Here is an 18,938-nt window from a genome sequence, read left to right as displayed (position 1 = left end):
GAGATCATCCCCTGTTCGAACATCAGCGAGGTCCTCGACGTCGCCCTCATGGGCGAACCGAAGAAGGACTCGCTGGTCGACCGCCTCAAGTCGATCACCGGCACGGCGTTCGACCAGGGCACCGTCGGCTCCGCCGGCGGCTCGAACCCGAGCCCACAGTAAATGCCGCAGTGGGCGACGTTCGTCGGCATTACGGGCGTCGTCCTCGTATTGCTGCTCGTTTTATCGTATCTCACCCAATCCGCGTTCACAGACGGAGACCCCGACTCCAGCGACGGCCCCGGAGCGTCGGCTGACAGGACGACCACCTCGAGTCAACGACCCCTCGAGTCGTCGTCCGAGTTCGACGGCAACCCGGCAGCGACGGATCGCGATTCAACCCGGAACGCACGGTCCGACGACGACCCAGCCAGCGCCGTTCCACGGCCGAACGGAAGCGCCGCTGGTGTGTCTGACGAAAGCACCGCTGGCGTATCCGACGAGAGCGTTGCTGGCGTACCCGACGAGAGCACCGGCGGAATCGAATCCGACGACTCGAGTGCGCACCGCGAGCGCACCATCGAGAGCGACGAGCGCCGGCCGACCGAGCGCGGGGTCGATCCGGGCTCGCTGTCGACCGGAATGGTCCTCGCGAACGTCGCCTTCTCCCAGGGGCTGTTCGCGCTCGTCCTGCTCGGCGCGGTGGTGTACGCGGCGATTCCGGCGTCGGCGCTTGGCATCGAGTTCTCGCTCGCATACCTCGAGACGGGGCTGCTCCTGGGTGCGGCCGCCGGGCTCGGTTTTTACCTCGCGAACGAACTGGCCGCGGCGGCCGCGACGCGGTTCGGGTTCGACCACGACGAGGCGCTTCGAGAACTGCTCTCGCCCGACTCGATCGGCGGCTGGCTCATCCTCCTGCTGGGCGTCCTGCCGATCATCGCCGTCTTCGAGGAGTTCCTCTTCCGGGCGGCACTGATCGGCGTCCCCGCCGCCGGCTTCGGCCTCTCGCCGTGGCTGCTCGCGGTCGGCTCCTCGATCGCGTTCGCGCTCGGCCACGGCATGCAGGGGTCGGTCGGCGTCGTCGTCACCGGCCTCCTCGGGTTCGCCCTCGCGGCCGTTTACATCGTCACCGGGAGCCTGCTTGTGGTGGTCGTCGCTCACTACCTGGTCAACGCCCTCGAGTTCGTCGTCCACGAGGGATTCGACCTCGAGTGGGCCGACACCCTCGAAAGCTAAGGCCCGGGAGCGAGTGGGATGGGGCATGAACGCGACCGCCGGGTCGACGGCTCGGTCTCGAGCGATCGTCGCCCTGATCCTGGGCTACTTCGTCGTCCTGGTCTACGCGACGGTCGCGAACGATCCGCTGGCGGCCATCGTCGCGGAACTCGGCTTCGGAGTTATCGCGATCGCCGTCGGGGTGATGCTGTACGAGCCGACCGCGAATCCGCGGTCAGTGCTGACCGCGGCCGCGGCCTGTCTCGTCACGGGGGGCGTCCTCACGTTCGCTGCCGTCCTCACGCGCGCGGCCGCCATCGACCTGCTTTCGTCGCTCTTCGTCTTTCTCGGGGTCGGCTGCTACGTCTACGCGATGTGGTCGGCCTGATCGTGCGGGGTCCCGCCGATGAGTCGTTACGTCGCCCGCATCACGGCGCGGCTGACGCCGATTCGCGGCGCGATCGAACGCCGGCGAGCGATCCCGCGGCGATTCCGACGAAGGTCGCACCGACGATCGATATCGTCACGCTCGCCAGCCCCGACCCGACCGCGACGGCGAAGACGACGAGGAACGCGACGCCGAACGTCCCGAGCCCCGCGGCGATCGGTTCGTACACCCGACCCGTGGCTCGTCCGAATCCAGCGATGACAAGGGCCGCGATCAGGGTGCCCGCGACCAGTCCCGCCGGGATACCGACGAGCACCGAGAACTCGACGGCCGGTAACAGGAGCTCGGAGACGGCGACGCCGACCGCGAGAAACGTCGCGATTCCCGCCGCCGCGGCGTAGCCGATCCGTCGAAGGTGCATTCCGTTCACAGTGATCCCACCGTGTAGTCGACGAAAGCTACTTCGAAAGAGCGGCGTCGAAACTGCGATTTCGTCCGGTACCGCCTCGTTCAAGCAGGAGAGCAGCGCGGGTGGGACCGTTCTGCCGACCGCCTATCGTGTCCCCGAGCCCGCGTCGCGCTCCCCTCGCGATTTCGTCGCGTCGCTTTCCGACCGATACCGCTCGGTCACGTCCTCGAGCGCGACCTCGCCCTCGGGGACGCGATAGGCGGCCACGACCGCCCGATCGGCGTCGGGACTGTTCGTCGTCTTATCGACGGCGTAGCCGACGTACGTACACGCATCGCGCGTGAATTCGACCACCGAATACCCCCAGTGGTGGCTGTCGAAGAACTCGATGTGCGGGTTCATCGCGGGTACGAGCCACGACAACAGCGGTTCGGTGAGCCGCCGTCGCCAGCCGCGGGTCAGATGCAGGGCCTCCGCGACGTTGAGCGAGGTCACGGCGGGTGTCATGAACTCGACGCCGATCCGCTCGCCCTGCGCGACGCCCTGCCCGCCCGTAACCCGGCCGGGATACGACGTCTGTGAGTACGCGGCGACGTAGCAGTGCATGTCGCCGGTCAGCGTCACGAAGTTGTCGATGTCGGCCGCCGCGATCGCCTCGGTAATCTGCAGTCGTTCTCTCGTGTAGCCGTCCCACCCGCCCTGGACGGGGTAGAGCGAGAGCGGCCCGGAACCGACGCGGAGCGGGACGGTCAGCACCTCGTCGGCCCACACCGTCCACGTCGTCTCCGAGCCGGTGATCGTATCGATCAGCCACTCGCGCTGGTCTCTACCGAGCATCGTCCGGCCGGGCGGTTCGCGGTGTGGCCCCACGTTGTCGGGCGTCGGGATCGCCTCTCGAGGGGGGTCGCGAAACAGCCGTTCGTCGGTCATCGCGAGCGTCACGAGATCGCCGAACTCGAACTTCCGCCAGAGCTGGAACCGGTCCTGGAGGTCGTCGCCGCCGGGATCGTAGTGAACGCGGGCGGGAACGTACTCCCACCACGCGTGCATCGCGTCGGCGACGAGATCGGTCATGAACTCGGGGTCGTCGCCCCGCGGGTGGTCACCCGCGGGCGCGTCCGTCCGCCTGTCCCAGTACAGGTCGTTGACCATCTCGTGGTCGTCCCAGCCGGCGATCAGCGTGTGCGATTCCAGCGCTTCCCGGAGGAAGCGGTCGCTCCGATACGTTCGGTACAGGTATCGGTAGTCCTCGAGGTCCCAGACGCGACCGTTCCCGCTCGGCAACGACTTCTCGCGGCCGGGGTAGTCGTACGAGCCGAGGCCCTTGAAGTGGCCCTCCTCGGACTCGTAGATGAAATCACCGACGTGGACGAGGAAGTCGACGTCCTCGCGGGCGACGTAGTGATACGCGGGATAGTAGCCGTTGAGAAAGTTCTGGCAGGCGAGCACCGCGAACCGCACTGACTCGAGCGACGCGTCGGGTTCGGGCAGCGTCCGGCACCGTCCGATCCGCGATGCGGTGTCGCGGTAGTAAAAGCGGTAGCTGTACTCACGGTCGGATTCGAGATGGCCGTCGAGGTCGACTTTGACCGTGTAGTCGTGGGCCCGGACTCGCTCTGCCTCGGTGATCACGCCCTCGTAGACGACGTCGTCGAAATCCGGATCGCGGGCCACGCGCACGGCGAGTGGTTCGTCCGGATCGAAGGCGGCGGGCGCGATTCGGGTCCAGAGGATCACCCCGGTCGGCGTCGGCCCGCCGCTGGCGACCGACTGGGGGAACGTCGCGTCCGGATCCGCGTTAGGGTCGTACTCGAACCTGCCCGTGTCGGCGTCGGGGTCGGGATCGGTCGCGACTGAGAGGTCGTGCGAGTCGAGTTCAGACAGCAGTTCGGCGTGATCGTCGTCACCCCGTAACGGCTCGTCGCGCCCGCCCAAGTCGATGTCGTCCGCCATATAGACTCTGTGGGGGAGTGCGAGACCGTATGTCTATGGGTCCGACGCAGCGACGAATCCCGCCGAACCGACCGGCGATCGCCCCGCTCGCGTCGAATCAGCGCGTCGCGAACGGTCAAAATCTCTCGAGCCCGGTCTGTTCGGCGGCCGCGAGCGCGTCTTCGCAGGTCGACCACGATCCGCGCGCGAACGGCGGGAGTTCGCGGTGCTCGTCGACGTAGGACGCGAGGAACTCGCGGGTGGTCGAATCGCCGGGGTAGCCGCTGCCGATCGGCCCGTACTCGTCGGCGAGGGTCGCGATGTGCGCGTCGCGTTCGACCTTGGCGATAATGCTGGCCGCGCCGACCAGCGGCGACTCGTCGTCGGCCCCGTGGCGCGCGTCGACGGAGAGCCCCTCGAGCGGGCACGCGGCGGTGACTCGGCGGGCGAACCGATCGGCGTCGGTGTCGCAGGCGTCGCAGAGTCCCGAAACCGGACTGCTCGCGTCAGCGGCGCGCTCGAGCCCATCGATCGCCGCTTCGATCGCCTCGGCGTGGGCCGCGACCGCAAGCGAGTTCATGTCCGTCTCGGGGTCGTCGATCCGCGCCGGCGTGATCTCGGCGACGCCGATCGCGAGCCGGTCGTCGCTGCGCAGGGTCGCCGCCAGTTCCTCGCGTCGCTCGGGAGAGAGTCGCTTCGAGTCCCTGATGCCGTCGGGGAGAACGCTCGGCTCCTCGAGGTGGACGGCCGCGGCGAACATCGACCCCAGCGCGGGTCCCTTGCCGGCCTCGTCGACGCCGAATGGCATACGCTGGCGATCGGTGGCGGAGCGGAAAATCGTTGCGACTCGGCGGAACCGATTCAGTTGGCCGTCTCTGCCGTCTCTTCCTCGCGGTCCGCGCGGGGCTCGTCCAGGAAGAACTCCTCGAGCTCGAACGGCTCGTCTTCCCCTTCCACGCTGGTCACGTCCAGCGCCGTCACCTCGGCGTCGACCTCGAGCAAGCCCGCCAGACTCGGTTCGGTTCGGCCGTCGTCGCTGCTGATGAGTTCCTTCACGTAGAGGCCGCCCTCGCCGTGGATTCGGACCTCGGCCTCGGCCGACGACCGTAGGTCCCCGTCGATTCCGTAGACCGTCCGCTCGCGGGTCAGACCCGCCCGCCGGTGGTCGACCCGCTCCGGCGTGTACTGATCGACGGTCGTCCCCTCGAGTTCGTCGAGCGCCGCGTCGAAGGCGTCCTCGTCGATCGACTCCGCGAACTCGACGTCGGCCCGGTACCGTTTGCTCGCGTCGTGTTCCTTGACGCGCTCGACCATCTCGTGGGTCGCCAGCCGAAGGCCGTCGACCTCGACGGAGCCCTCGGCCGCCGCGTTGATCGCCGCTTCGAGCGTCTCCGGGTCGGGGTCGCGCACGCGGGGTCGTTTCACTTCGAGGACGAACGGCCGGCCGCCCTCGAGCATGCGCGCGTCGACGTCTTCCCGGCCCGCGCCGTGGAAGGTTCCCTCGTCGCCGTCCATCGCGTCGACGACGTGGGGGCGGACGACCTGTTCGACGCTCGTGTCGTACAGGTAGCCGGAGCCGCCGCAGTAGTCACAGGGCACCTCGCCGTCGTCGCCGAGCTGGATGCCGCTGCCGCCGCACTCCCGACAGGGCCACTCCGTCTGGGGGATGTCGCGCTCGAGCTTGCGGTAGCGGCCGTAGACGAACGCGGGATTGATCTGGACGTCGACCGCGTGGCTCGTGACGGTCCCCGACTCGAGGGTCTCGCGCGGGTCGAACCCCTCGAGGTCGACGATGGCGAGCACGTCGGGCCGGTCGAAGTCGACCTCGGTCTCGGTCTTCGCGCCGACGCGCCGGCCGACCTCCCGGTTGATCTCGCGCTTCATCGATTCGCCGACGTCGGGCTCGAGGCCGGCGTCCTCCCGGAGCAGCCGTTCGTTCTCCTCGACCAGCGGCGGGATGCGACTGCCGACCTGATAGGTGGCGAACTCGCACCCCTCGAGGGCGTCGACGATCGCGTCGGCGATGGCGTCGAACGTCCCGCAGTAGCCCTCGCAGACCCAACAGCCCGCGGGGTCGGTGGATTCGAAATCCTCGTCGTCGGCCAGCGCGACCGTCGTCCGTAGCGCCCGGCCGCGCTCGGCGTTGGTCAGCCCGAAACTCCGCTCGGCGAAGGGCCGTCCGAGACAGGAGTCGCAGACGGCACCGGTCGCCAGCAACGCGCGGGCGTCTTCCGTGATCATGTCTCGAGAATCGGGGGGCCGCGGGTAACACGTTTTCCCTTCGCGGGGACGATGCGTCCGATCGGCTGTTGTCGGGGCTCACGTCCCGATCGAACTGACCGACACGGCCGGAATACGCCGGCCGACGGCCCGGAGGTTCAAATGGGTCGGGTCCAATTCCCGGTCATGGACGATTCTCGACTGGATCGCCGTTCCTTTCTCGCGGCCGCGAGCGCCGGACTCGCCGGTGTCGCCGCCGGCTGCGTGGCGCCTCGAGCCGACGACTCGATCGAGGGGAACTCCTCGCACGAGATCGATCGAGGGGCCCTCGCGGACGGTTCGGCGTTCACGGACCTCTACGAGGCGATCATCGGCTCTGTCGCGCAGATTCGCGTCTTCGGGCTCCGGGATCCGACCACCGGCGCCGAGGGACGCGGGCAGGGATCGGGGTTCGTCTACGACGACCGTCACATCGTCACCAACGACCACGTCATCGGGAACGGAACGGCTGCCGACCTCCAGTACACCAACGGCGACTGGACGGGGACCACGCTCGTCGGTCGCGACTACTACAGCGATCTGGCCGTTCTCGAGGCCGATCACGTCCCGAAGACGGCACCGCCGCTTCCCCTGACGGAGAAACGGCCCGTCGTCGGACAGGAGGTGGCCGCGGTCGGCAATCCCTTCGGTCTCAACGGCTCGATGTCGTCGGGGATCGTCAGCGGCGTCAACCGGACGCTCGACCTCCCCGATCGACAGTTCTCCTACCCGAACGTCATCCAGACCGACGCGGCGGTCAACCCCGGCAACAGCGGCGGCCCGCTCGTCGATCTGGAAGGGGACGTCGTGGGGGTCATCAACTCGGGCGGCGGCGACAACATCGGGTTCGCGATTTCGGCCGCGCTCACCGAACGCGTCGTTCCGACACTCATCGACTCGGGATCGTACGACCACTCCTACCTGGGGATCGGCCTCTACCCCGTCGACCGACTCGTCGCCGAGGCGAACGATCTCGAGGCGGCGTCCGGGGTCATCGTCACCGGTATCGACGAGGGCTCGGCCGCCGACGGCGTGCTCGAGCCGGCCACGGGGTCCGTCGAGCGGCGCGGGGAACCGATCCCCGTCGGCGGCGACGTCATCCGCACGCTCGACGGGGAACCGATCCCCGACCGCCACGCGCTGTCGACGTACCTCGCGCTCGAGACCAGCCCCGGCGACGCGCTCGACGTCGGTCTCCGGCGAAACGGGCGCGCGATCACCAGAACGCTGACGCTCGACGCCCGGCCGTCGGTATAGGCGGTCGGTCGGCGACCCGAGCCGTCCGATCCGGCGGAACGACACGTTAGGTCGTTCGAAACGAGCCGTTATGCCGTCACTTCACCTCGATATCCGTCCTCGAGCGTTGATAGCGGTATCGTACACGTCACCGCTCATCGAGTTCTTTTTCGGACGATTGAACCGTCTGAATCGGGACGGAATCGATCGCTATCGACCGAATTGATTCGATTAGATACTCGATAACAATAGTGTCGTCTCCGGTAGCATCGTCCGGCGCGAGTATTCGTCGCCCGATAGCCCATGACCGATGCCGACTTCCACACGCCAGACACCGAGGGACCGACCGCCGAGCTCGATCACGTCACCGTCGAAAACGACGGGGCCCCGGACGAGTGCGCGATCTTTCCGTCCGAGGCTAGCGAGGAGGAACTGATGACCGCCTGGATCTCGGCGCACGACGACTCGTTCGTCGACCTCCAGTCAATGTGCTAGTGCCGACGATGCATCTCCGGCACTCCGTCACCGCCGCCGGCTTCTGGCTCGGCACCCTGTTACCGATCGTCTACGTACCCGTTATTCTCGCCGGGATCGACTCGATGAGTCGCCTGTCGCTGTTCGTCGCGCTCCTGGCGGTTCACGCGCTCGCCCTCGTCGTCGGCCACGACTACTCGGGATCGCGATCCCGGTGATCGCCGCCCCCGTTTCCACTACGGCGCTCCCTCGACTACTGCCGTTACACCTTCCTTTGAGGCCGCCTCTCGGTCGCGTTCGTGACCTGTCAGCGCTGCACCGAAAAGCGGTATCTATCGAATCGTGGTAGACGATACTATGCGTACCCGATGTCCGCTCTGCCGACGGTCCGTTCCCGGCGAGGCACAGCACTGGTGCCGCTGTGGCCAGGTGATGGACTCGCGCTGTCACGACGCACACCGCGAGTGGTGTACAGTCAGTAGCGGCGACGCCTGGATCGGTGCGCTCGAGTACTAGTCGAGCGACGCCGACCAGACCTGGACGCGGGGCGTCCCGCAGCTATCGCAGATGATCGCCCTGTTGTCCTTGTACGTCCCCCGCTCGAGTTCGCCGTCCGGACAGTCATCGCACGACCGTCCCTCGAGCATCGCGAGCAACTGCTGTTGCCCGGCCGACTGCGCTGACTCTGATTTCGCCATGTATTGACTGGATACTCGAGATGAGGGTAACGGTTGGCCATGCCTATGCAGCGATGCCATCGCGGTCCGCAGCCCCACCGTCGTCGCGTCGAGCCGAAGCATCTATGCACGCGTCCGGCGAACGCTCGGGGGATGTGGCCCTGGGGACACCTCGCCGTCGCCTATCTGCTCTACACCGTCGTCACGCACCGCCGGTTCGGTCGCCCGCCGCGTGCCGTGCCGGCGATCGCGCTCGCCTTTGGCTCGCAGACGCCGGACCTGATCGATAAGCCCCTCGCGTGGAACTTCGGCGTCCTGCCCGGCGGTCGCACCCTCGCGCACTCGCTGTTCGTCGTCGCCCTCCTCGTGCCGGCCGTCCTCCTCGTCGCGGATCGACTCGAGAGCCGCGCGATCGGCGTCGCCTTCCTGATCGGCTACTGTTCGCACCTGCTGGCGGACGTCCCGCCGCGGGTCCTCTCGGGGGAGTTCGCACACGCCGCGTACCTCCTCTGGCCGGTCCTCGAGCAGCCCCCCGAGGAACCCGTCGCCGGCATCCTGGACGCGTTCCTCCACTACTACGAGCTGGGGAGCTACGAGTGGGTGCAGTTCGGCCTCTTCGCCGTCGCCGTCGTCGCCTGGTACCGCGACGGGATGCCGGGGCTCGAGTGGGTGTTCGACTCGCTCGAGCGCCGGCTCGGGATCGGCTCCTGAGCGCCGGGTGCGTTTTCCGAGCGCCGAACGGTTTCGAGCGTCGAGCGGCGCTTTTGCACGGTAGGTGGTGGCAGCGATCCCCCGCCGCCGAATCGTGGCGGCTATCCCGTCGGCCGGCCACGATCCGGTATGCGCCAGTTCGTGCTCATCGGTCACGACGTTCCCACGGAGCCCGACTTCTCGCTCGACGACCTCGCGGGCGGGGCCGGTCGCCTCGACGCGCTCTGTCGGTCGATCACCGCCGCGTTCGTCACCTCCCACGGCATTCGCGAGGACGTGCGCGTCCACCTGATCCCGCAGGACGAGCTCACGATCACCTTCGACGGGAGGACGCTCCAGCGGCTCAACCCCGACGAGCGGAGCACCGCCGCGCTGGTTCGGAAGGCCCTCGAGCACCGCGAGGACGCCATCGGCGCGCTCCCCGCCGAACCCAGCCCGGGGATCGAGGTCTATCGCCGCGGGTTCGAGGGGACGCTCGAGGAGATCGCCGACGACGGCCCGATCGTCCAGCTCCACGAGGACGGCGAGGCGGCGGTCGACGTGGCTGCGGACGCGCTGGGTGACGGGATTTTCGTGCTCTCGGATCACCGGGACTTCACCGACGAGGAGGCGGGGTTGCTCGAGGCGTTCGCGGATCAGCGGCTCCGGCTCGGGCCCGAGTTGTTACACGCGGATCAGGCGATTACGATTGCGCACCACTACCTGGATACGGACGGCTACGAGCGGTTTTGAGATAGATTTTGGAGGGAACGGGCCTCCTGCCGGCGGTTCGACGCCGGCATTCGGAAGCGTTAAACGACCGGATCCGTTCACTCAGAATGCGGGCCGGTGGGGTAGCTTGGTATCCTTCGGCCTTCGGGTGGCCGTAACCGCGATTCGAATTCGCGCCGGCCCACTACCTTTCCCGCACTTTACGAACGCCGAGCGACAGCGAGGCGTTCCGAGTGCGGGGAAGTCGTTTTTCGCCAAGCGAATTCGAGCCAGCAAGTCGCAGCGCGCGAACGAAGTGAGCGCGACCGTCTTGCCCAGTTCGAATTCGCGCCGGCCCACTTCTCCCGCAATTCAACTTCGGACAGCGGTATCCTTCGACCTTCGGGTGGCCGTAACCGCGTCCTCGTGAGCGACAGCGAACGAGGGCTCGCGGAGCTTCGCTCCGCGGTGATTCGAATTCGCGCCGGCCCACTTTTCCCCACTTTCGTTCTTCCAGCGACGGCTTTCGGGTGGCCGTAACCGCGCTCGTGAGCGAAGCGAACGAGAGCAAGCGAATTCGAACATGCGAGTCGCAGCGCTCGAGCGTAGTGGGAGCGACCGTCTCGCAACTGTTCGAGATCTGCGCCGGCCGCTGCATATAGCACCGTACCACCGAGACTATCCAGCCAGTGATCTGGCTTAGGAGATATCTCCGCTCGAGGCGTTCGGTTCCGAGACGACGAACTCGGCCAGTTCTTCCTTCGAGTGGTCTTCGACCAGATGCTCGTCGACGTTCTGGTTCTCGGGGAGTTCTTCGTGACAAAGGGGGCATTCGACCGGTGGGTTGGTGCTCATATCTCTCCCCAGTGGTCTGACAGGCAAAAGCCTCTGGCTGGCAATCTCGGTTTTCAGTCATTACAGACGGGCCCCGATCTCGAGGACGGTGGTTCGTGAGAACCCGCCTCGTCGAGTTCGACGAATGCGAACGATGCGGTGACCGAATCGACGCGCCCACACCGCAACGCCTGCGGGGTCGTTTCGCGCTTCGCGCGAAAGCCCCCTTGGCGGGTGTCCCCAAGGGGACTGAGCCAAAAATTACAGCGCCCCGCCCCATCTTCGCACAGCGAGAACTCCAGTTGAAGCACATGAAACAGGGGTGTTCTCTCCTATCTACGTTCGTTTCGGTACGTAGGTCCAGATGAGCGTGGTTTATTGAGACGCGGGTGAGTTACTTTCTCTGCGTTTCTATTTTCGTTTTCCTTAGAAGCGTCTGGCATTGCGAGATCTACAATTATATGAATTGCTATAAAAAAGAATACTAGAAGCACGAACGCAGGCAGGATGAATCCGTATAGGAAACCGCTTCCTTTTTCGATGTATCTTCCGGCAGCCACCCCTGCCACGAGACTCACCATTAACATATTTGCAGCGTCCTTGATCGTGTCTTCGACTGGTATGTCCATTTTCTAAAAACATTCACTGCCTTCTATCAAGCTTTGTGGCTAGGTGAAATGTTCAAACTCATCACGTAAACACTGATTTTCGTTCGCTCCTCTATAGTGGTACCTTGTTTAGAAAGTTTGAGTGGCTGAGTTTGAGTGGTTGAAGTCCTTGAGATAAGAGTGTATATGAAACAGACCGTTCAAAATATATGTGTATAGAATAGAACAGAGATCGCAAACTACTTAGAATGGAAAAGATCAGCTCTCGGTCCCTTGATGACTTTTTTGAGATCCGTGAATCACACACTCAAAAACAAGCTAAGATACATATATCCTACTATATAAAAAGCGTAAATGAAAATGTCGAGCCATATACCAACAAATGGTTCTATCATCTCAGACGTGGGGCAGAAGCAGCGGAAACTAAGCTTGAAAGTGTAGACTTAATCACTAATTTGTTATCTGATGAAATTGATAGTTATTCGGAACTTGATAAAATAGCTGAAGGGGTTTTCTTGATATACTTGAGTATCGAGAAAGGAGATCATTATTATGCGTTTGACTTAGTTTCTGAAACAAAATCAATTGCAGAGAATCCCGATCCTAGTTTAGATGCTGTTATAACAGAAATCCATTTGTCACTCGGTGGAGGAGAGGCTATACAGAGGTCATTTAATATCATCTCCCAAGCGTTAGATGACTGCCCTGAGAGTGATTATATTAAATTGCAGTTTGCAGAGGTTACTATTGAAGCGTTAGAAAATGGTATACAGGTGAATACTATCTCTGGGGTTCAGGTGGATGACGAGTCATTATTAGAAAAGGCAGAGGAACTAATTAATGAATCAATAGAATCGTGGCCAGAATACCACAAACCGTACGGTTTAAAGAGTAGAGTTCTCCTCCAAAAATCGGAACCGAAAAGGGCAGTAGCAGCGGTCAAAAAGGCGATGGGTGCGATTGATCCTGATCGCGAACGACGCACTCGTATCATATCTGAATACCAACGGCTGCAATTAGAAGCGAAAATTGAAGATAAGACAGCCACGCTTGAGGATAGCTATCAAGATTTGTCTTGCAGGGCAAAAGAGATCTCTGAAGACATCAGTAGCCTCGAAAAGACAGTTGATGATACGCAAACTGATATCAACTCGCTTCGTGGCCAATCGTTACAGTTTTTGGGCTTTTTCGCTGCCTTAATCTCATTAATAATAGCTTCTGCTACTATTTCCACTCAACTCCAATTCAATCAGGCTGCAGGCTTAATTCTCATTTTGACTGGCGGTCTACTCATTGCAGTATGGAGCCTTAGCCAATTCATAGTTTCGAATCTAATTTCATTCAAAGATAAATCATACTGGATACTGACCGCAGTAGGCGCATTTTTGATAGTAGCGGGCCTTCTCACTCCAAAGATAATCTGACTATCTCGCTTAATCTCTCTTCTCTTCCCCTCTCCCCTAGGATTGCACGCTGACAGAATCTAATTTCAGGTTATACACACGAGGCTTCACATCTCGTGTGCAAATTACGAATCAGATCGCCGTTTGACGCTATATTCTTCCTTGAATAGGCAACACGCTCACTGGTTTCGGGACGAATTGAACCGTTCAGCGACTCGAGAAAACTAGGAGTCCGAATTCGTGTGTACGATCGTACGAATCCGAGATTAGCAACGATATTGAGTAGAATATAGTGCCGAGCGAGATCTTCGTTTGCTCGGGCCCGTGGTGATCTCCGCTACCCTGCCAGCGGATAACGGAAAGTCACAGAATCATTATTCCACATTCCGTTCTAGGTCTTCGGCATCAAGTTCCCCCTCGAGATAGGCGCGCCCTCGGCCACTAATCCGGTAGAGTCCACGACCCTCATCGTAGTATTCCACAAGCCCGCCGTCTTGTAGCGCTCGGAGCCGCCGTCTCACGTGTGAAATCTTGTAATCGATGTTGGCCTCGACGGTGGACGGATTCGCGATCAGAGGGCGATTCCCCTCGTTGAGAAGAAACTCGAGGATCGCATCGTCAGCCCGCGTCATCCAGTCCACCCGTGGCCGTCGCATTCGACCGTGATCACACGAAACACCGTGTTAGAACACCCGGTTCGGCGGTATTTGCACGCCGTTTGACTCCCTCTAGTACTGTATATGATGCACTAGTTCTAAGTGCTGCCCGCTCCTCGGTCGAATCGACGGAGGCCAAACAGACCCGAGGCTGCCCGGTTGGTCCACGAGTGAAATGCGGACCCGGTGCCTGAAACACCGGCCCGCGTGGCTTCCGTACTCGACCAGAAAGCCATGTCAGACGACGATTCGCGGGACCTTCAACATCCCGCTCGAGCAGACGCATCGCTCCCGAGTCACCTCGCGAGGAACGGCCGGCGCGCGTGGGTCGAACTCACCGCCTTCCAGCGCGACTGTCTCGAGGCGGTCGCCCGCCGCGAGCGCGACGACCGGCCGTGCGACGAACTGGGGATCATGTGCACGCTCGGGTGCACGTATCCCACCGTCACCCGCACCAGACTCGAGCCGAACCTGCGGAGCCTCGTCGGGCGCGGCCTCCTCGAGGACCGCGACCGATCCGACGGGGCGAGCGCGTACCGACTCACGGACGCCGGGCGCGCGCTCCTCCTCCAACGCGCCGAACGCTTCGCCGACGGCTGCGGGATCGGCGCGGCTCACACCGGCGCGGACGGGGCGACCGCTCGAGGGGAGGAGAACGGAGACGAGTAATCGTGGCGAGACGAGGCGTCGAAGCGGTCCGAGACGCCGGCTACAGCTTCTCGGCGTCCCGCGCCTGCTCGGAGCGCCGATCGGCCTGCTCGAGTCGCTTCCCCGTCGCCTTCGAGAGCGACTCCGGAACGTCCCCCTCCGCCTCGGCGAGTCGGTTCTCCGCCCGCTCGAGGCGCTCGCGGACCGCCTCCAGTTGCTTCTCGGCGTTCCCGCGCTCCTTCGCGCGCGCCCGCTCGGCGGCTCGCCGCGCCGATTCGACGACGGCCGCGAGGGCGCGCTCGAGTCCCGTGACGGCGTTCGACGACCCGCTCTCCGCGTCATCGCCGTCGGTCTCACCGTCGCCGACCGCCGCGACCGCCGCCCTGGTCTCCTCGGCGATTGCCGCCACGAACTCCGCGAGCGACGCCTTGCCGGTCTCGGGCCGCTCGATGCGAACCGCCGAGTCGGCCGCGGGGTCCGGGTTGACCCGATAGGCACCGACGGCGTCGTCGCCGTCCCGAACCTCGGTCGTGTAAGCCCCGCCGCCGTGCACGTAGACGACGTCGGACCCGTCGACCGCCGACTCGTAGAGCCGCCCGGCGAAGTCGTCCTCGACGGCCACCGCCGAGAGGTCGCTCTCACCGTTTTCGTCGCCGAGTTCCAGCTTCGTCGCCCGGTCGCGGGCGACCAGCGGAATTTCGCCGCCGACGCCGGCCGCCGTCGCGGCTCCGTCGTCCGAAACGGTGACGCGCTCGCTGTGTGGCGCTCGACCCGCACTGTTGACCGTCAGTCGGTGGTCCCCGGCCGGAACGTCCTGCGCGACGGCGACGCCGACGAACGTCGGGACCGCCTCGGGTTCGCTCTCTACCAGGACGACCGCCTCGAGGTCGCTCTCGATCGTGGTCAGCCCTTCGCCGTCCGGCGCGTCGTCGGCCGTCACCGCTTCCGTGACGCGGCTGACGACCGTGTTGATCGGCGCCGCCTCGCCGATCGCGTCGTAGCGGTCGGCGAGCGTCGTCCGGTGGTGGGGAACGGAGATATTCGCCGCCGGATTCTCGTACCGGGGCTGCTCCCACGGCGTCCCGGTCGTCGTGATGTGTCCGGCGACGGCGTCCTCGAGGAAGTCGGGGACGCTGAACTCGAAGCTCAACTGCGGCCCGGTGAACGCCGCGATGTGCTCGAGCTCGCCGCTCGGAACGAGATCGTACTCGACGTCGGCGTCGGTCCCCCGCTCGCGGTGCCGGAAGACGAGCCCCGTTTCCCGCGTCGGGAGGTCCGATGGCGGCGCTGTCAACGCGTCCAACGACCGGACGGTTAGCTCGTCGGGAATCAGCGATTCCCGGCTGACGGCGGGTAACCGATCGTGGTCGTAGATCGGCTCGCCCTCGTACTCCGGAACGAGATAGGGGAGTGTCGATCCCTCGTCCCGCGGCAGTCCGTACGCCAACGGGGTGTCGGCGAGGTCCTCGATCCCTTCGATAGCCGTGTTCGTGATGTCCGCGAGCAGGTCCTCGACGGCGACCCGCTGGAAGCGGTCGGGGACGTCGTTGACCGAGAGCGTACTCGAGTGCGAGCCGAGTTCGGAGAGGATCCGCGGAACCGTCTCGGGATCCGGATCCAGAAACTCGTTGTTGGGAACGTTCCGGGAGTGGGAACTGGCGACGTACAGCTGTGGCTCGTCGGTCTCCGTATCGACGAAGACGTGCATCACTTCCCAGTCGTGCCAGTGGAAGTTGGTCGTGAACTGATCGAAGACCGAGTAGAACCAGAACTGGACCACGGCGAGGGGCGATTCCTCGTACTCGACGGCCCGATAGAACACCGTCGGCTCCGGCGGACTCCCCTCGCGATACCGGTCGTGGTAGCCGTCGAGCGCGTCGAATCCGTCGACGACGGTCTCCCCGTCGCGCTCGCTGGTGTACGACCGCGGATCCGTCGGAAACCACGGCTCGCGATCGTCGAAGTAAAGCGTCGGGGCGAACCGCGTCGCCAACGCTCGAGCCCTGTCGTCGTCCACCTGACTCGTCCGGCCGTCGCTCTCCCGTTCGAACGCCGAACAGCCGGCGACGGCGGCCCCGCCGACGCCGGCGAGCGCGCCGAGTACCGCCCGCCGATTCACGCCGTCCGTGGCGTCGCCGGTCACGATCCGTCACCGCCCATCGGGCACTCCGATCTCGATACGCGAACGATCACTCCCGTGCTGGTCATACCCCCCGATGCGGCTATCCGATCAAGAAGCTTCTGTCCGCGCCGTCCGGTCGCGATCCGCAGGCGACGGCTCTCGGGGTCGGTCAGTAACGGATCGTCACGGGCGGGGCCTCATACTCGACCGATGACGGTCCCGTGCGTTCCCCTGCAGTGCTTCCCAGTAGCGAGAGACGAGACCGTCCACCGGTCGATGTGGGCTCACCGCTCGAGAGCGAAACCCGCCGGTGGAGACCGAACGCGGGTGACCGTTACCGGCCGCCTCGGTCGTCGAACGCCGTTCACTCGAGTCGAACCTCGATCAATGACAGTTCCGCCGACGGCACGGCCGCCGCGAACGCCGACTCGATCTCGGCCCACCCCTCGGGCCGGTAGGCCTCGAGCCCGAAGCTTTCGGCGAACGTCACCAGATCGGGATTGGTCAGTTCGGTGCCGGTGTGCTCGCCCCGATGATCCTCCTGTTTCTCCGAAATCAGCCCGTAGTCGTCGTCGTTGAAGACGACGGTCGTGAAACTACAGTCCAGTCGACTCGCGGTCTCGAGTTCCGCTGCGTTCATCAGGAAGCCGCCGTCGCCGGTGCCCGCGACCACGTTCCCCTCGACCGCCAGATCGGCCGCCAGCGCGCCCGGGACGGCGATCCCCATGCTCGCCAGCCCGTTCGAGATCACGCACGTGTTGGGCTCGTAGGTCGGGAACGACTGCGCGATCGCCATCTTGTGGCTGCCCACGTCCGAGACGAGCACGTCCGAGTCGGCCATCGCCTCGCGCAGGAGGGGCAGGGCGTTCCGCACCGTCACCGGATCGTCGTCGGCCGGCGGCTCCGTCACCGCCTCGAGCAGCCGTTCGTGCAGATCGCCACACCACAGCGAACAGGCCTCGTCTTCGAGCTGTCCACCGATCGCCTCGAGCGCCGCGCCCACGTCGGCGACGATCTCCACGTCCGGATTGTAGTGGCGGTAGACCTCCGCGGGCTCGTAGTCGACGTGGACGATGGTCTTCTCGAGAGCCGAGTTCCAGCCCTGGGGATCGTGCTCGGCGATGTCGTAGCCGACCGCGACGACGCAGTCCGCGCGCTCGATCGCCCGCGCGGCCTCGCCCTCGGGGCCCGAATCGAGCGTCATCAGCGAGGCCGACTCGCGGTCCGAGATCGCTCCCTTCCCCATGTACGTCTCGACGACCGGAATTCCGATGCGGTCGACGATGGCGCGGATGTGCTCCGACGCGCGGGTCCGCACCGCGCCGTTGCCCGCCAGCAGGATCGGTCGCTCGGCCTCAGAGATCAGCCGCGCCGCGCGCGCGGCCGACTCGTCGTCCGGATCCGGTCGCCGAACCGGATCGCGCGTCTCGATCGGCTCGCCGTCGACTTCGGACGCGGCGACGTCCTCGGGGAACTCGAGGTGGGTCGCGCCCGGTTTCTCGTACTCGGCGAGCTTGAACGCCTTGCGCACCGATTCGGGCGCGATCTCGGGCTCGGCGATCTGGGTGTTCCACGCGACGATCGGCTCGAAGACGTCGACCACGTCCAGCGCCTGATGACTCTCCTTGTGGAGTCGCTCGCGGCCGCCCTGGCCGGTGATCGCGACGACCGGACTCTTGTCCAGTTGGGCGTCGGCGACGCCCGTCATGAGGTTCGTCGCGCCGGGCCCGAGCGTCGAGCAGCAGACGCCCGCCTCGCCGGTCAGCCGACCGTGGACGTCGGCCATGAACGCCGCGCCCTGTTCGTGGCGCGTCGGGACGAACCGGATCGGTGACTCCCGGAGCGAGAACAGCAGGTCCTCGATTTCCTCGCCCGGGACGCCGAAGACGCGCTCGACGCCCTCGGACTCGAGACAATCGACCAGCAGATCCGCGGTGGTGGCCATGGGCGTCCCCTCTACACCGCTGGCATTAATGGTCGCCCCTGCTGGGTCAGGAGATGGACTCGAGCCGAACGCGGCAATCACGGTTCGTCCCGACGTTCTCGTAGCGGCGATCGAATCACCGTCCGATCCGACGAACGAGCGATCGCGATCCGAGACTGGCGTTCGGCGCTTCAGAAGGACAGAGACGGTTAGTTCGCGACGGAAAGCGATCCAGGTCCGTCGATCCTGTCGGCGAGCCGGCCGCCGACGAACCCGCCGAGTCCGCCGACGAGCCCGAAGTAGACGATAGACAGTCCGACGACGAGTACCGTAGAGAACCCCGCGAGAACGGACGTACTGAGATCGAACGAGTACTCGGGAACGAGCGTGAGAAACCGAAAACCGCCCCATAACAGCGCGAGTCCACCGATCAACCCCGCTCGCCAACCGGCGCGGCGACTCGATATCGGCCGCTCGGCGACTAGGTATCCGGCTATCACGCCTGCGAAAAGCACGGGCGCAAGAACGTAGTTCCCGATGGAAAACCATTGAAAGAGGAGCGTGGCCGGGATCGATCCGACTCCGACAGCAATCGGATAGAGCCACGAGGATTCGGTGATTGGTTTCTCTCGATCCATACTCGATTCTATCCACATTCGAATACAAAACCCTCCCTACTGTGCTACTGAAAGCCACTTGCAGTCTTACGTAGAACCCCTCTACTCTCCGGTCGAACCGGGGCGACCGCCGCTCGAGACGGGCGCGAGAATCGG

The 18,938-nt window shown here is 64.5% G+C and carries 21 protein-coding genes and 1 tRNA gene; 11 read left to right on the top strand and 11 right to left on the bottom strand.

The window, feature by feature from the left end:
* The first annotated feature begins 162 nt into the window (after positions 1–162).
* Positions 163–1,215, top strand: coding sequence for a lysostaphin resistance A-like protein (locus AC0QDI_RS08925; RefSeq protein WP_474667286.1), 1,053 nt, complete (start codon positions 163–165; stop codon positions 1,213–1,215).
* 25 nt (positions 1,216–1,240) lie between these two features.
* On the top strand, positions 1,241–1,582 hold the full coding sequence (locus AC0QDI_RS08920) for a hypothetical protein (RefSeq protein ID WP_474667284.1): 342 nt from the start codon (positions 1,241–1,243) through the stop codon (positions 1,580–1,582).
* Positions 1,583–1,622: 40 nt separating this feature from the next.
* On the opposite strand, the gene AC0QDI_RS08915 is transcribed toward AC0QDI_RS08920, so the two are convergent.
* From AC0QDI_RS08915 to AC0QDI_RS08900, 4 genes are all read right to left on the bottom strand, one after another.
* Positions 1,623–2,003 (bottom strand): DUF8147 domain-containing protein, encoded by a 381-nt coding sequence (locus tag AC0QDI_RS08915; protein ID WP_474667326.1) that lies wholly within the window; start codon positions 2,001–2,003, stop codon positions 1,623–1,625.
* Between the two features lie 132 nt (positions 2,004–2,135).
* Positions 2,136–3,944 (bottom strand): alkaline phosphatase D family protein, encoded by a 1,809-nt coding sequence (locus tag AC0QDI_RS08910; RefSeq protein WP_474667282.1) that lies wholly within the window; start codon positions 3,942–3,944, stop codon positions 2,136–2,138.
* 115 nt (positions 3,945–4,059) lie between these two features.
* Entirely contained in the window at positions 4,060–4,731 is a 672-nt protein-coding gene (gene rnhB / locus AC0QDI_RS08905; protein ID WP_474667280.1) for a ribonuclease HII, read from the bottom strand.
* A 53-nt stretch (positions 4,732–4,784) separates the two neighbouring features.
* Entirely contained in the window at positions 4,785–6,164 is a 1,380-nt protein-coding gene (locus tag AC0QDI_RS08900) for a tRNA pseudouridine(54/55) synthase Pus10 (protein ID WP_474667278.1), read from the bottom strand.
* 165 nt (positions 6,165–6,329) lie between these two features.
* Between AC0QDI_RS08900 and AC0QDI_RS08895 the strand changes: the two genes are divergently transcribed.
* From AC0QDI_RS08895 to AC0QDI_RS08880, 4 genes are all read left to right on the top strand, one after another.
* On the top strand, positions 6,330–7,439 hold the full coding sequence (locus AC0QDI_RS08895) for a S1C family serine protease (protein ID WP_474667276.1): 1,110 nt from the start codon (positions 6,330–6,332) through the stop codon (positions 7,437–7,439).
* A gap of 282 nt (positions 7,440–7,721) precedes the next feature.
* The gene (locus AC0QDI_RS08890) at positions 7,722–7,913 is read left to right on the top strand and encodes a DUF7511 domain-containing protein (RefSeq protein WP_474667274.1); all 192 of its coding nucleotides are present in this window, start codon (positions 7,722–7,724) and stop codon (positions 7,911–7,913) included.
* A gap of 8 nt (positions 7,914–7,921) precedes the next feature.
* Entirely contained in the window at positions 7,922–8,110 is a 189-nt protein-coding gene (locus AC0QDI_RS08885; protein ID WP_098724445.1) for a DUF8028 family protein, read from the top strand.
* 139 nt (positions 8,111–8,249) lie between these two features.
* The gene (locus AC0QDI_RS08880) at positions 8,250–8,408 is read left to right on the top strand and encodes a hypothetical protein (protein ID WP_474667272.1); all 159 of its coding nucleotides are present in this window, start codon (positions 8,250–8,252) and stop codon (positions 8,406–8,408) included.
* Here AC0QDI_RS08880 and AC0QDI_RS08875 read toward each other — a convergent pair.
* Complete coding sequence (locus AC0QDI_RS08875; RefSeq protein ID WP_474667270.1) at positions 8,405–8,590, bottom strand: HVO_A0556 family zinc finger protein; 186 nt, start codon at positions 8,588–8,590, stop codon at positions 8,405–8,407. The two genes, AC0QDI_RS08880 and AC0QDI_RS08875, sit on opposite strands and share 4 nt — an antisense overlap.
* Before the next feature lie 132 nt (positions 8,591–8,722).
* Here AC0QDI_RS08875 and AC0QDI_RS08870 point away from each other — a divergent pair, with 132 nt between their 5' ends.
* The 3 genes from AC0QDI_RS08870 (at position 8,723) to AC0QDI_RS08860 (ending at position 10,175) form a co-directional block, all read left to right on the top strand.
* Entirely contained in the window at positions 8,723–9,280 is a 558-nt protein-coding gene (locus AC0QDI_RS08870) for a metal-dependent hydrolase (protein ID WP_474667268.1), read from the top strand.
* Positions 9,281–9,409: 129 nt separating this feature from the next.
* Entirely contained in the window at positions 9,410–10,012 is a 603-nt protein-coding gene (gene trmY, locus AC0QDI_RS08865; protein WP_474667266.1) for a tRNA (pseudouridine(54)-N(1))-methyltransferase TrmY, read from the top strand.
* Between the two features lie 90 nt (positions 10,013–10,102).
* Positions 10,103–10,175 (top strand) — tRNA-Pro (locus AC0QDI_RS08860).
* 494 nt (positions 10,176–10,669) lie between these two features.
* On the opposite strand, the gene AC0QDI_RS08855 is transcribed toward AC0QDI_RS08860, so the two are convergent.
* Positions 10,670–10,825 (bottom strand): hypothetical protein, encoded by a 156-nt coding sequence (locus AC0QDI_RS08855; protein ID WP_474667264.1) that lies wholly within the window; start codon positions 10,823–10,825, stop codon positions 10,670–10,672.
* Between the two features lie 311 nt (positions 10,826–11,136).
* Positions 11,137–11,433, bottom strand: a complete 297-nt coding sequence (locus tag AC0QDI_RS08850) for a hypothetical protein (protein WP_474667262.1) — start codon at positions 11,431–11,433, stop codon at positions 11,137–11,139.
* Between the two features lie 227 nt (positions 11,434–11,660).
* Here AC0QDI_RS08850 and AC0QDI_RS08845 point away from each other — a divergent pair, with 227 nt between their 5' ends.
* Positions 11,661–12,836 carry a hypothetical protein gene (locus AC0QDI_RS08845; RefSeq protein ID WP_474667260.1) on the top strand — a complete coding sequence of 392 codons (1,176 nt, stop codon included), beginning with the start codon at positions 11,661–11,663 and terminating at the stop codon, positions 12,834–12,836.
* A gap of 353 nt (positions 12,837–13,189) precedes the next feature.
* Here AC0QDI_RS08845 and AC0QDI_RS08840 read toward each other — a convergent pair whose 3' ends face one another.
* Entirely contained in the window at positions 13,190–13,447 is a 258-nt protein-coding gene (locus tag AC0QDI_RS08840) for an ArsR family transcriptional regulator (protein ID WP_474667258.1), read from the bottom strand.
* Between the two features lie 258 nt (positions 13,448–13,705).
* Between AC0QDI_RS08840 and AC0QDI_RS08835 the strand changes: the two genes are divergently transcribed.
* Entirely contained in the window at positions 13,706–14,140 is a 435-nt protein-coding gene (locus AC0QDI_RS08835; RefSeq protein ID WP_474667256.1) for a PadR family transcriptional regulator, read from the top strand.
* Positions 14,141–14,180: 40 nt separating this feature from the next.
* On the opposite strand, the gene AC0QDI_RS08830 is transcribed toward AC0QDI_RS08835, so the two are convergent.
* The 3 genes from AC0QDI_RS08830 to AC0QDI_RS08820 form a co-directional block, all read right to left on the bottom strand.
* Positions 14,181–16,262 (bottom strand): hypothetical protein, encoded by a 2,082-nt coding sequence (locus AC0QDI_RS08830; protein ID WP_474667254.1) that lies wholly within the window; start codon positions 16,260–16,262, stop codon positions 14,181–14,183.
* Positions 16,263–16,605: 343 nt separating this feature from the next.
* Positions 16,606–18,186 carry an acetolactate synthase large subunit gene (locus AC0QDI_RS08825; RefSeq protein ID WP_474667252.1) on the bottom strand — a complete coding sequence of 527 codons (1,581 nt, stop codon included), beginning with the start codon at positions 18,184–18,186 and terminating at the stop codon, positions 16,606–16,608.
* Positions 18,187–18,374: 188 nt separating this feature from the next.
* Positions 18,375–18,803 carry a DUF5518 domain-containing protein gene (locus AC0QDI_RS08820; protein WP_474667250.1) on the bottom strand — a complete coding sequence of 143 codons (429 nt, stop codon included), beginning with the start codon at positions 18,801–18,803 and terminating at the stop codon, positions 18,375–18,377.
* Positions 18,804–18,938 lie beyond the last annotated feature (135 nt).

It is taken from the genome of Natrinema sp. LJW11 (assembly GCF_056135975.1).
This window is presented reverse-complemented; position numbering and strand designations above follow the sequence as displayed.